Origin of the sequence: Paenibacillus sp. FJAT-26967, from assembly GCF_001541095.1 — a bacterium.
Taxonomy (GTDB): Bacteria; Bacillota; Bacilli; order Paenibacillales; family NBRC-103111; genus Paenibacillus_F.
Genome location: NZ_LMXH01000004.1, coordinates 195,349 through 208,666 on the forward strand (window position 1 = coordinate 195,349; position 13,318 = coordinate 208,666).

The window sequence follows — 13,318 nt, forward strand, 5'->3', positions numbered from 1 at the left end:
TCCGCATAATGTAAGCCGCTGAGAGCTTTCGCTCCGTGCAAACTCGTTTTTGCGTAAAATAAAAAATGGACGCTGATCGTTAGGGATCGCGTCCATTTGTATGTTTACCGGTGAGAGGAAGAGCTAAGGAAAAGAAAGCAGTCCAGGCTGATGAGATCGGCTAGTTCGTCTCGCCGTTTGCTTGCCAAAGGCTGCTCACCCTTCTTCATCCTGCCTGTTCAGCGGGCTCTGCCCTGCAAGCCGACTGCTTCGGAGAGGATTTCATAAGACCGCAGGCGTGCCTGGTGGTCATAAATCTGCGAAGTGACGATAAATTCGTCCGCTTGAGTTTTCTCCAGGTAGAAGGATAGTTTGTCCAAGACCGTATCCTTGCTGCCTATCGCGGCAAAACCTAGTTTATCGCGGACAATGGCTTTCTCCTGTGATGTCCACAGCTCATCCATATCCGCTACCGGCGGATTGAGCTTGCCTGTGCGCCCGCGGATCAGATTCAGGAACTGCTGCTCCATAGAGGTAGCCAGCTGCTGCGCTTCCTCATTGGTATCCGCTGCAATGACGTTCATGCCGGCCATGGCGTAAGGCTCCTGCAGCGCTTCCGACGGGCGGAAACTGCTGCGGTACAGCTCCAGCGCCTGGAGCAGGTAATCCGGCGCAAAATGGCTGGCGAAGGCAAACGGCAGCCCGAGCTGTCCGGCCAGCTGCGCGCTGAAGCCGCTGGAGCCGAGCAGCCAGATCGGGATGTCGAGGCCTTCGCCCGGCACAGCCCGCACGCCCATTGAGCCCGAGGAGGGGCTCAAGTAAGCCCGCAGCTCGCTTAGCTGCTGCGGGAAGAACTGGCCGTCGCTCTCGGGGCCCCGGCGCAGTGCGCGGGCTGTGAGCTGGTCGGAGCCGGGTGCTCTCCCCAGCCCGAGATCAATGCGCCCGGGGTGCAGGGACTCGAGCGTGCCGAACTGCTCGGCGATGACCAGTGGCGCATGATTCGGCAGCATGATGCCGCCGGAGCCGACCCGGATCGACTTCGTACCGGCGGCGACATGGCCGATGACGACCGATGTGGCCGAGGAAGCAATGCCAGGCATATTGTGATGCTCGGCCAGCCAGAACCGGTTGTAGCCCCACTTCTCCGCATGCTGGGCCAGATCCAGGGTGTTGCGCAAAGAATCAGCCGCCGTGTGGCCTACCGTGATGGGGGCCAGGTCCAGTATGGAGAAAGGGGTCTCTCCAATCCCTTTAGCAGCCCGGGCAGATTTGTTTTCTTCAGTCATAATAAATTCTCCCTTCTATAATAGAACTCTCTATGAACAAACCGCAGCGCTATATTGTAATCATCGTATTATGCGCTGAATGAACTCGGATCATCTGCAAAAGCCCGTTTGGGCCTCATATATAATTATTAGCTAATATATAATTTAAAGCAAGTAGGCACTTTATGTAAACATAAACGGCTGCCCTGTAAGTCCCGGCTCCGGCCGATTCAGGGGGTTGAAGAGGTCACCCGGGAATCGACAATGTAGAGAAGGGTTCAGCCCGCCGTCTGCAAGAATACAGCAAAAAAACGCCTCTTGAGCCCTGAGGGGCCCAAGAGGCGTTCGTATTATATAATTCCGTGGTATTAAAGGTGAGCGGATTGCATTAGATAAGGCCTTGAGCCAGCATAGCATCGGCTACTTTCTTGAAGCCGGCGATATTAGCGCCAACCACAAGGTTGTTCGGATGGCCGTATTCTTCAGCAGCCAGCATGGAATTCTGGTAGATGTTTCTCATGATATCATGAAGCTTGGCATCGACTTCTTCGAAAGACCAGGATTGACGGGAGCTGTTCTGTGCCATTTCAAGCGCAGATACGGCAACACCGCCGGCATTTGCTGCTTTCGCAGGTCCGAAGAGCACACCCGCCTCCAGGAACAAATCAATAGCATCCAGAGTGGAAGGCATGTTTGCACCTTCACCGATGGCTTTCACGCCGTTGCTGATTAGAGTCTTCGCGGCATCGAGATCGATTTCGTTCTGAGTGGCACAAGGAAGTGCGATGTCACAAGGAATTGTCCAGATGTTCGAACAACCTTCGTGGTAAGTAGCCTCCGGGTGGAATTGAACGTAATCACTGATCCGTCTTCTTTCCACTTCTTTAAGCTGCTGTACGGTTTCGACTTTGATACCGGTCGGATCGTAGATATAACCGTTGGAGTCGCTGCACGCTACAACTTTAGCGCCGAACTGCTTAGCTTTCTGCATCGCATAGATCGCCACGTTGCCGGAGCCGGACACGACTACCGTGCTGCCTTCATAGCTAAGACCTTTGGATTGCAGCATTTCATGTACAAAATAAACCGTTCCGTAACCTGTCGCTTCAGGACGAGCCAGGCTTCCGCCGTAGAGAACACCTTTACCTGTCAACACGCCTGCTTCAAATCCGCCGCGGATTTTTTTGTACTGACCGAACATATAGCCGATTTCACGCCCGCCAACGCCGATGTCGCCAGCCGGAACGTCTGTATCCGGACCGATATATTTGGATAGCTCAGTCATAAAAGATTGTGTAAAGCGCATCACTTCACCGTCGGATTTGCCTTTTGGATCAAAGTCGGATCCGCCTTTGCCGCCTCCGATAGGCTGGCCGGTCAGGGAATTCTTGAAGATTTGCTCGAAGCCCAGGAATTTAATGATACTTTCGTTAACGGAAGGGTGGAAACGGAGTCCGCCCTTGTAAGGGCCGATTGCGCTGTTGAATTGAACGCGGTAGCCGCGGTTTACTCTGACTTTACCTTGATCGTCTACCCATGGTACGCGGAAGGAAATGAGGCGCTCTGGCTCAACGAGTCTTTCGAGGATGCCAGCTTCCATATATTTCGGATCTTTAGCAAATACGGGAGTAAGGGATTCTACGATCTCTTTAACCGCTTGCTGAAATTCGTACTGGTGTCCGTTACGCTCCAGAACACCTTTGTAAACTTCCTCGATGTAGTTCTTCGCTTTGACGTCATTACCGGTAGTGCCTTGAAGCGTTACACCCATACATAGTCACCAGCCCTTAAGAATTTAGTTAACGTTTTGAGTCAGGTTGTTGTCATCTTTTAAAGTAATTTTACATGTTTTTGATCATACAGCAACTTTTTTATTTTTTGAAACCGGTATTTTTAAAGTAATTTGCAAATTTTTTGTGACAGATTAAATATTCTGAAAACAATTTGCATACTCACCGGTGGTCAATAAAACTAGAGGAATCCGACCTGAAATCGAACTTAACTCATTGAAAAATCTCTTAATCCAGAAACGTTATAACGCGTTGAAGAAATAAAGTGTGAGTTTAATGAAAAATAATATCCTATTTCGCAAAAAAAATCAAAATAATTTTAATCAATTCTGATATTTTTATAGACAAGGAGGCGTTCGCGTGAGCTATCATCCGATTATTCAGCAGACGATTAACTATATGGAAGAGCATTTGGAAGAAGAACTTTCTCTGGAAAAGATCGCACGATCCGCGGGCTTCTCGATGTTCCATTACCACCGCATCTTCCAGGCGGAAATTGGGATGACGATCACCGAATATGTGCGGACGAGACGAATTGTCGGCGCAGCTGTGAGGCTGTTGTATACGAATGAACGCATCTTGGATATTGCTTTTCATTACAGATTTGAATCGCAGGAGGCGTTTACCCGGGCGTTCAAGAAAATATACCATCTTCCGCCGGGACGTTACCGCAAACTGATGAACAAAGTGAATCAGCAAAAGGAGGAGTTACCTATGAATACCCCGCAGCCCGTAAAAGGCTGGTTTCTAAGCGGAAGCCATCCGTTTCATTATGAGATGGGCATCGACCGTCACACGGTTCATAAAGGAAGAGCATCAGGATATCTGAAATCTATGATGGTTGAATCCGCCGAGCAATTCGGTACTATGATGCAGGCTTTTAAAGCGGACCACTACCGAGGTGAGCGAATTAAGCTCTCTGCATTCATTAAAACAGACGATGTGAAGCAATTCGCAGCCATGTGGATGCGGGTGGATAGCGCATCGGACGAAATTCTCCAGTTCGACAACATGAGTAACCGGCCGATTACAGGAAGCAATCACTGGAACCATTACTCCATCGTGCTTGATGTGCCTCCGGCAAGCGCAGCGATATCGTTCGGCGTCCTGCTTAACGGCAGCGGGTGTGTCTGGGCAGACGGTTTCGCCTTCGAGACTGTAGATCTGAGTGTGCCTAGTACGAACCTGGAAGTGGACGGGGGACTGCACGACGAGCCCCTTAATCTCTCTTTTGAAGAAGAATAAGTTCCAGCGCTCAAGTCAGGAACAGGACCGGACCCTTCTGTTAGGGGATCGGTCTTTGTTATAGATAGGTACAAGCTGATTCGGCAATCTCTTTCCATATAAGAATATCAGTGCTAGGATAAATATGGAAGTGCCCGAGTGAACGATCATTTTAATAGAGGTGATAAAATGAACAAATATACTGCACCTAACTGGGCGTCATCTGTGCTGCTCACGATTGACACCCAGAATGACTTTACTCTGCCGGATGCTCCGGCCCGCATAGCGGGTACTGCGGAGGTACTGCCTTATATGCAGCAATTGCTGCAGGCATACCGGGAGGCAAATTTGCCTATTGTCCACGTGATCCGCCTCTATCAAACAGATGGAGCCAATGTGGATATCTGCCGCAAAGAACTGATCGAGAACGGGACCGTCATCGCTGCTCCAGGAACGGATGGCGCTGAATTGGTTGCTGAAATTAAGCCGCAGGAAGCACCTGATCTGGAAGCGGAAAGCTTGCTGCGGGGGCAATTTCAACAAATCGGGCCTAACGAATGGGTGATGTACAAGCCGAGATGGGGGGCTTTTTATGGGACGGAGCTGGAAGCCTTCCTAAGAGGAAAGGGTACGGATACACTCGTTTTTAGCGGTTGCAACTTTCCCAATTGTCCCCGGACGACTATGTATGAAGCAAGCGAACGTGATTTTAGAGTAGTAATGGTGCCAGATGCAATATCCGGCGTATACGAGTTAGGAATCACCGAATTGAGCAGGATCGGCATTGTTATGCTGCCTACAAATGAAGTTGTGAACGAAGTGGCCGGAGTCGCTGCTCCTTTATAAGGGGCTGAAGGGTGTGTATAGCTCGGGACGACGGTACCTTGATAGGTCTAGTTTCAGTTGATTATACGTGGTACATTTAAGAGAAGCGGGTACCGATTGTTCCACGGGGAACATAATGGAGGGACCCATAACTAGCTTGCACAGGACCCTTTCTGTACCGCGAATTATTCCGGGAAGACTGACTTTGCAAGAAACCATAGCATCTTAATACAAACCGGGCTTTTCTATGAGCTGCCGGTTTTTCTTATTGTATAGAGGGGGAGGATGAAATGAAGATTGACCGGCTGCTCGCGATGACCATTCTGCTGCTGAACCGTAAAAAAATGAGCGCCAAGGAGTTGGCCGACCGGTTCCAGGTGTCTACCAAGACGATCTACCGGGACATGGAAACCCTTAGCGGGGCGGGAATTCCGGTTTTTGCTCATCAGGGAACTGCCGGAGGCTTCGAAATAATGGAGCATTATACCCTAAGCCGTCAGGTGCTCTCACTGGAAGAGCTGCGGTCATTGCTTGCTGCGGTCAAAGGCATTCATACGGCTCTGGATGACAGTAAGCTGGCCGACTTGCTTGAGAAAGTGAAAGCTATGCTGAACAAGACGGAGAGGGACCGGCTGGATATCAGCGGTGAGGCGATTACGTTTGATTTTAATCCATGGGGGCAGGGGCAGGCGGTCAGAGATAAAGTCAATGCGCTCAAGGAAGCGATTGCGGCGTCCAGGCTGGTAACGATCCGGTATACTAATATGAACGGAAGCGAATCAGAGAGAGAGGTAGAACCCGCTAGTCTGATTCTGAAAGGAAACGTGTGGTACCTGCTGGCATACTGCAAGCTGAGAGCGGACTTTCGTATTTTCAGGCTGTCGAGGATATGTGAATGGCAAGTACACACCCGGCTCTTCGAAGCACGCAAGGCGCCTCCTGTAGATGCTTATAGCTGGGATGCCGCCTGGTCTGCGGATAATAAAGTGGCCGGAGTCATCTTGATTTTTCGGCCGGAGGTCAAACACCGGGTGGGAGATTCTTATTTTCCCGAACAGGTTGAGTATCTGGAAGACGGGACGATGCGTGTCATGGGGGAATTTAACGCCGACGAATGGTTCTATAGCCAGCTGCTCAGTTACGGGAATAAGGTTAAGGTGGAAGGGCCGGCTGCGGTGGTGAAGGAACTGAAGAGACGTGCTGCCCAAATTGTGGATCAATATGCGGAAATATGACACACTGATGTCCAATTTAATCCCGTAAGATACAAGTATATGAACGGAAATGAGGGTATGAACATGACAAACAACTATACACAGCTGCCGGCATTTGAACTGACCGGTGTCCACTGCCGGACAACTAACGAGCAGGAAGCGGGACCGGAGGGGAAGCTGGGAGCCTTGTGGCAGCAATATTTTGAGAGCGGCTTATCGGTTGCGCCGGGCATCCGGAACCCTCAGTTTCTCTATGGACTGTACACGGATTATGAAACGGATGCCAGCGGAGCGTATACGGCGCTGATCGGGCATGAGCTCGGGGCGGGGGAAGTACGCGAAGGGCTTGCAACAGCGGCGGTGCCCGCAGCGAAGTATAAGATTTTCACTACGCAGAGAGGGCCGGTGCAGCAGGTCGTAGCCCAAAAGTGGCAGGAAATCTGGCAGTATTTCGGGCAATCCTCAGAGGAGCGGACTTATACGGGGGATTTTGAGCGGTACGATCTTGCGAAGTTTGACCCGGCGGCCGCCGTTGTCGAGATTTTTGTAGCCGTGAAATAGCACGGCAATAAGCGTGACAATAGTAGGGCGCATGCAGAGTAACAAGTTCTCATTTCCTACGGGTGGCGGCGACGATAAGGACTCCAAGTGCAAACAGGAAGATTCCGGAGTATAAGGTGTAGCTGGTGATATTCCATATTTCAGATGGAATGTTGTTGCGTACTAGCTGCATATGTTCCGAAGGGCTAGTTGAAAATAAAAATATTTTTTCCCAGCTTCCAAGTGCAATAAAGAACAGTCCGAACGAAGTGAATACAATTCCAAGTTTATTCATTGCTTTACCTCTCTTCATGGAAGTGTCTTTCCGAACCTGGGAAGGCGCTTTTTTTGAGTTACCGGTGCAGGTTAACAGCAACACCCGGGACTCCCTCCCGCCCGATTCTAAACGGCTATGACTCCAGACTCATTTTACAATAAATTCTAAAAATATTAACACGTGGTTAAAATACTTCTGGTAAACTATTTCCTGTAATCTATTTACAGGGAAGGCGGGATTCATAGAATGGGAATCGGTACGCTTAAACAGTGGAGGAAGCTGACAGCTTCGGCTTTGGCTTTCGGATTAATCTCCGTGCAGATTTTACCGGGTGTTATTAAGGCCCAGAGGCCCATCGAACAGGGGGTTGTGGTTGCCCAGGCAGATCCGCAATCGGATGCTGGAATCGCAAGTGCCGCAGCGGGAGTGCGATCCTTTGTACTCGCTGATCCGGTGATGGACACGGCTTCAGGCGTGCGTGCCAGTGTCCGGGTCAGTCCGTCGGGGGAGAGTCACAACGGTGAAGAAGTCGTGGTTTTTGAACTCTTCAACGGCTCTGCGCCTGTAGGGATTGCTGCTGTCCAGAAGGACATCACAGCTCCGGAGAAAATAACAGCCCATTTTAATTCTGTGGGCCCGAACCTGTCTGTCCGTGTTTTTGTAGTGGATTCATACAGCGGAAATCTATCGAATGTTGGTAATAATCTGGCAGAACCGGTTACGATCAAGCCCTCTTCTTATTCTTCCTCTTTAAATCTTCGTATTATGGAAACGACGGATGTACATACGAATCTGGTAGATTACGACTACTATAAAGATGCTCCTTCCTTAACCGTTGGTTTGGCCAAAACCGCCTCCTTGATCAAGGAAGCGCGCAAAGAAAACCCAAATACCTTTCTCGTGGATAATGGGGATTTGATCCAGGGAACCCCACTGGGGACCTATATCGCCACCATTGACGGGCTGAAACAGCCTAACGCGGTTCATCCGGTATATAAAGCGATGAATAAACTGGACTATGATGCGGCAACATTCGGCAATCACGAATTCAACTACGGACTGGAATTCTTGGATAAGTCCATTAAAGGCGCGGAGTTCCCGTATCTGAATGCGAATATTTATGTGGACGATCATGATAATAATCCGGATAACGATGCGAATAAATTCACTCCGTATCAGATTCTCGATAGAACTTACAAGGACGAGAAGGGCCAGGATCAGAAGATCAAAGTCGGCGTTCTCGGCTTGGTGGCCCCTCAGATCATGGATTGGGACAAGATCAATCTGGAGGGCAAGGTAATCGCCAAGGATATCGTGGCGACGGCCTCCAAATTCGTGCCTAAGATGAAAGCGGAAGGCGCGGATGTCGTTATTGCGCTGGCCCATTCCGGCTTTAACGGTGCGGCTCAGGCGGATACTTTCGCAGAAGACGCGATCCTGCCGCTGAGCAAGGTAGCGGGAATCGATGCGATTACGTTCTCGCATACGCACAAGGTATTCCCGGCAGCGGACACCAAGTCCCTGGATGGCTTGTTCAAAGACGCGAAGGGGAATCCGCTGCCGGGTGTAGACAATGTCAAAGGCACGATCAATGGCGTTGCGGCCGTTCAGGCCGGTTACGGCGGCGCGAACCTTGGCCTGATCGATTTGAAGCTGGTTCAGGATAGCGGCAAATGGAGAGTTGCCGGTTCACAATCTTCTACCCGTGCGATTTACGATAATGCGGCGAAGAAAGAACTTGTACAAGCCGATCCGGCCATTCTGGAAGCCGTAGAGGCCGAGCATCGGGCGACGAAAGCGTACGCTAATCAGCCGATCGGTGAAACGACAGCGCCTATTCACAGCTATTTTGCCCTCGTGCAGGATGATCCTTCGGTCCAAATCGTAACTAACGCGCAGAAGGAATATGTCAGCAAATATATTGCGACGAATGCTCCGCAGTATAAAGATCTGCCGGTTCTGTCCGTAGGAGCTCCGTTCAAAGCAGGACGCAACGGCCCGCAGGAATATACGGATATTGCCAAGGGCTCTATTGCGATTAAAAGCGCCAGCGATTTGTATCTCTACGACAATACGCTCAAAGCAGTCAAAGTGAAGGGGGCGGTCGTGAAGGATTGGCTGGATATGTCCGCAGGCATGTTCAACCAGATCAATCCGTCCCTCACCGAAGAGCAGCCCCTGCTGAATCCGGGCTTCCAGGTGTTCAACTTTGATATCATCGATGGAGTGACCTATCAGCTGGATGTTACGAAACCGGCCAAATATAAGCCGGATGGCAGTCTGAACGATGCGGCCTCCAGCCGGGTTGTAAATCTGCACTATAACGGGCAGCCGATTAATCCCGAGCAGGAGTTCATCGTGGTGACGAACAACTACCGTGCAAGCGGCGGGGGCAACTTCCCTGGCATCAAGGGGGCGCAGCTCGTTGTGGATTCGGCCGATGAGAACCGGCAGGTGCTGATGGATTACATCAGCGGGCAGAAGACGATTAATCCTTCTGCGGACAAGAACTGGTCCATCGCGCCGGTTACAGGCAGTCCTAAGGTAACCTTCACCAGCTCTCCGAATGCGGTTGCGTATTTGGCAGACAACCCCCACATTAAGAACACGAATGTGACCACGGATAAAGGCTTCACCGTCTATTCGCTGGACCTGAGCGGCGGCACACGGCCAAACCCGGGTCAGCCGGTTAAGGTGCAGCTGCTCGGCGTTAACGATTTCCATGGGCAGCTGGATACGACTTCTGATTTTGGATACGGCAAAGTCGGTGGCGCCGCCTATCTGGCCACTTACTTCAAAGAGTGGAGAAAAGCGAATCCGAACACGCTGCTCGTTCATGCCGGAGATTCCGTGGGAGCGACTGCACCTGTTTCTTCTATGGAGAGGGATAAGCCTACCATGGAATTTATGAATCTGATGAAATTCGATGTCGGTACGCTCGGCAATCATGAGTTTGACCAGGGCGTGGCAGCTCTCCGTGCGCAAATTAACGGGGGACCCGATCCTAAGAAGCCGGATGTCCTCTATGACAAAGCGAATTTCCCCTATGTAAGCACAAACGCATTGGATGCGGCCACGGATAAACCTTTATTCGAGCCCTATGTCATCAAAGAAATCGGAGGCGCCAAAATCGGCTTTATCGGCGTTGCGACGATGTCGACGGTCAACAAGGTTTCGCCGGAAGGCTTGAAGGGCGTCAAGCTTGTCGAGCAGGCGCCTGTCGTCAACCAAGCGGTGGCGGAACTGAAGGCGCAGGGCGTCAAAGCCATCGTCGTGCTTGCGCATGACCCGGCGAGTGTGAAAGATAACGTGGCATCCGGAGAAGCCGTAGATCTGGCGAATGCAATCGATGATGAAGTCGACGTTATTTTTGCCGGAGATAATCATGCCAAAGTGAATACGATCGTTGATAACAAGCTGATGGTGCAGGCGTACTCATACGGTACTGCTTTTGCAGACGTAGACTTGGAAATTGATCCGGCTACAGGCGATATTGTCACAAAAACCGCCGCTATCGTGGATGTGAAGCAGGAAGGCGTTACCCCTGACGCAGAAGTACTCGCGCTCATTAACAAGTACTTGGATAAGTTCCCGGTGCTTAAGGAGCCGGTAGGAACCACAGATGTCGTTTATGCCCGGACAGGCGCCTATAACGGGGAGAATGCGCTGGGCAATCTCATCGCGGATGCGATGCGTGACGGGATGCAGTCGGATTTTGCTTTTATGAATCCGGGTGGCATCCGCGCCGATTTGCCTAAGGGCAACATCCAGTTCTCGGACTTGGCCAAGATCCAGCCATTCGGCAATACACTCGTTAAACTGACGCTGACCGGCGGGCAGATCAAAAAACTGCTTCAGCAGCAATGGGGCAAAAAGCTGGATGGAAGTCCGGATACGAAGACCTTGCAGATTTCGGGTCTGAGCTATACGGCTGACTTCAGCAAGCCGATCGAAGAGCGGGTAGCCGATCTGAAGAAAGCGGATGGAACACCGATCGACGATAACGGAACGTATACGGTAACCGTAAATAACTTTATGGCGGCAGGCGGCGACAACTATAAAGTGCTTCTTGAAGGAACGAACGTGGAAGTGGGTCTGAATGATCTCGATGTCTTCTACGCTTACATTACCCAGACCTTCAAAGGCGGCAAGATTACTTCCAAGCTGGAAGGGCGCATCACGAACTTAAACCAGTAGAAGCTGCGGGAAGCGGCAAGGATAGCGCCAAGATCGGGCCCGGGGCGGGCGCTCCGGGTTCGGTGATCTTATTGCGAAAGGGGCATTACCTTGAGAGAAAATAGACGGAATCCGGTTCTGCTGAGCCTTCTGGCGGCAGCGCTGCTTATGGCTCCTGTTTCCACGGAAGTGCAGGCAGCAGAGGCGGCTCAAGAGGGGCAAGCAGCGCAGAAGAGCGGCATTTCCCTCGATGCCATAGGAGGAGTGCGGACGGGCGGCACGGTTACGGTGTCCGGCCAGACGCAGCTCCCCGAAGTCATAGTGAAGGTTCTGGCGCCTAACGGAACGAATGTTTTCTATGATATCGTTTTAGCGGATGCAGGGGCCTACAAGACCTCTTTTACGCTTCCGCACGGGGCTGAGACGGGAACTTATCAGGTGGTGGCAGGACTTGGCGGTACGACGGCTTCTTCCGCATTCACGTATTCCAAGCGGGACAACGGCGAGGGAGGAGGAAGCGACAGCGGGAACGGAAGCGGAGGGACGGAATCCCCTAAACCGGGGCCGGTAACCCCGGAACAGCCGGGCAGTACCGCGGTGGTCACGATCACGGCGCGTGATATTCCGAAGCCGGATAAGGACTTCATTACACTGCAGGCTGACTTCGGCAGCGGCAAAAGTTCCGGCGAAGTGCTCCTGCCCGCCAATCTGGCGGAGCTTGCCGGGGATACGCCTGTCCAGCTAGTTACCACCTTCGGCACGATCGTGTTTCCGAAGGAAGCGCTCGCTGGACTTGCGGCGGCTGTGCCTGCCGGGCAGACGGCCGCTTCGCTCTTAGTCCGCATCGACCGGGTCAGCGAAGATGCGGTAGGCAAGCTGGTCGCGGCCTGGAACAAACGCAGCGGCGGGGCCGTCGTTCAAGCAGCAGGCGATGCCGTGGATGTCCGCATCGCCATCCGGGTCCTAGGCGGGGACGAGGTGCCCGTCCAGTCCTTCGCGGAGTCCCTGACACTGAAGCTGAAGCTGACGGCGGTTCCTGCGGAGCGAAACCTGGCCGGCATCTATTCTGTGGATGCCTCAGGTCAAGCAGTCTACGCGGGCGGTAAGCCGGATGGCAGCTCGATTGCCGCGCGTGTAGAGCATTCCAGCCGGTACGGCGTGTTTACGTACAACAAATCGTTCACGGATCTGCCCGGGCAGCACTGGGCGTACAAGGTTGTGAAAGAGCTGGCAGGGAAACACATCATCGACGGGGTAAGCGATACCCGCTTTGAGCCGGAGCAGGAAGTAACCCGCGCACAGTTCGTGACGATGCTCGTGAAGCAGCTTAAGCTCACCGCGGCTAAACCGGCTGCTTTCCGGGACGTTCCGGCCGGCAGCTGGTACGCAGATGCGATAGCTGCCGCTTACGAGGGCGGCATCGTGGAAGGAACCGGCCCGGACACGTTCGCGCCGGAGCAGATAATCACGCGCGAGGAGATCGCCGTGATGATGACCCGCATGGCCGCGAAGACTCATGCGGGTCCGGACCAAGCGCCTAAGGCTGATTTCGCGGACAGCGGGGATATCAGCACGTGGGCCCGGTCCGCTGTGGACAAGGCCGTCCACAGCGGACTGATGATCGGCCGAACGGACGATACGTTCTCGCCGCTGGAGGCAGCGACCCGCGCGGAAGCGGCTCAAGTGATCTACAACGGGCTGCTGGTCTTCCCGGAACAAATAAAATGAGGCGTAAGAGAATTCTTGGCAAACTAAGCGGCACTCCGGTAGCCGGGAATAAGGAATTCGGTTTTAATCTTGCTTGGGATTACGGGGAAAGCTTTGTGTTTACGATTTCGATAAGCCGGGTCCATGAAATGTAGTTTTGGGAATGTGAAAAGGAAGGGCCTGTATTACTGGAGGCCCCTTGCTGAACGGAGTGAATGTTAACCGTGTAATGTTAAGAGGCAACGAACAAAGGCAGGGACCCTGGGGCCCCTGCCTTTGTTCGTTGCTTAGTGTAATAGCAAGCACTGAAGGACTGCAACT

General features: G+C 52.2%; 10 protein-coding genes. 7 read left to right on the forward strand and 3 right to left on the reverse strand.

All coding sequences use genetic code 11. The features are described 5' to 3' along the window. Positions 1–218: 218 nt before the first annotated feature. On the reverse strand, positions 219–1,265 hold the full coding sequence (locus AR333_RS17330) for an LLM class flavin-dependent oxidoreductase (RefSeq protein ID WP_068776628.1): 1,047 nt from the start codon (positions 1,263–1,265) through the stop codon (positions 219–221). A gap of 367 nt (positions 1,266–1,632) precedes the next feature. Further along, the gene (gene gdhA, locus AR333_RS17335) at positions 1,633–3,015 is read right to left on the reverse strand and encodes an NADP-specific glutamate dehydrogenase (protein ID WP_068776629.1); all 1,383 of its coding nucleotides are present in this window, start codon (positions 3,013–3,015) and stop codon (positions 1,633–1,635) included. Between the two features lie 418 nt (positions 3,016–3,433). Between gdhA and AR333_RS17340 the strand changes: the two genes are divergently transcribed. The 4 genes from AR333_RS17340 (at position 3,434) to AR333_RS17355 (ending at position 6,858) form a co-directional block, all read left to right on the forward strand. Next, on the forward strand, positions 3,434–4,279 hold the full coding sequence (locus AR333_RS17340; RefSeq protein ID WP_084783788.1) for a helix-turn-helix transcriptional regulator: 846 nt from the start codon (positions 3,434–3,436) through the stop codon (positions 4,277–4,279). A gap of 168 nt (positions 4,280–4,447) precedes the next feature. Further along, entirely contained in the window at positions 4,448–5,104 is a 657-nt protein-coding gene (locus tag AR333_RS17345) for a cysteine hydrolase family protein (protein ID WP_068776631.1), read from the forward strand. 269 nt (positions 5,105–5,373) lie between these two features. Then, positions 5,374–6,318, forward strand: a complete 945-nt coding sequence (locus AR333_RS17350) for a YafY family protein (protein ID WP_068776632.1) — start codon at positions 5,374–5,376, stop codon at positions 6,316–6,318. Positions 6,319–6,381: 63 nt separating this feature from the next. Then, positions 6,382–6,858 carry a GyrI-like domain-containing protein gene (locus AR333_RS17355; protein WP_367584672.1) on the forward strand — a complete coding sequence of 159 codons (477 nt, stop codon included), beginning with the start codon at positions 6,382–6,384 and terminating at the stop codon, positions 6,856–6,858. A 49-nt stretch (positions 6,859–6,907) separates the two neighbouring features. Here the strand turns inward: AR333_RS17355 and AR333_RS17360 are convergent, their stop codons facing one another. Then, positions 6,908–7,132, reverse strand: coding sequence for a hypothetical protein (locus AR333_RS17360; protein ID WP_156430945.1), 225 nt, complete (start codon positions 7,130–7,132; stop codon positions 6,908–6,910). Between the two features lie 228 nt (positions 7,133–7,360). Between AR333_RS17360 and AR333_RS17365 the strand changes: the two genes are divergently transcribed. The 3 genes from AR333_RS17365 (at position 7,361) to AR333_RS24730 (ending at position 13,152) form a co-directional block, all read left to right on the forward strand. Continuing rightward, a complete protein-coding gene (locus AR333_RS17365; protein WP_253735894.1) occupies positions 7,361–11,311 on the forward strand; it encodes a bifunctional 2',3'-cyclic-nucleotide 2'-phosphodiesterase/3'-nucleotidase in 3,951 nt (1,316 codons plus the stop codon). A gap of 90 nt (positions 11,312–11,401) precedes the next feature. Continuing rightward, the gene (locus AR333_RS17370) at positions 11,402–13,018 is read left to right on the forward strand and encodes an S-layer homology domain-containing protein (protein ID WP_068776635.1); all 1,617 of its coding nucleotides are present in this window, start codon (positions 11,402–11,404) and stop codon (positions 13,016–13,018) included. Next, the gene (locus AR333_RS24730; protein WP_156430946.1) at positions 13,015–13,152 is read left to right on the forward strand and encodes a hypothetical protein; all 138 of its coding nucleotides are present in this window, start codon (positions 13,015–13,017) and stop codon (positions 13,150–13,152) included. The genes AR333_RS17370 and AR333_RS24730 overlap by 4 nt, the downstream gene beginning before the upstream one ends. Positions 13,153–13,318 lie beyond the last annotated feature (166 nt).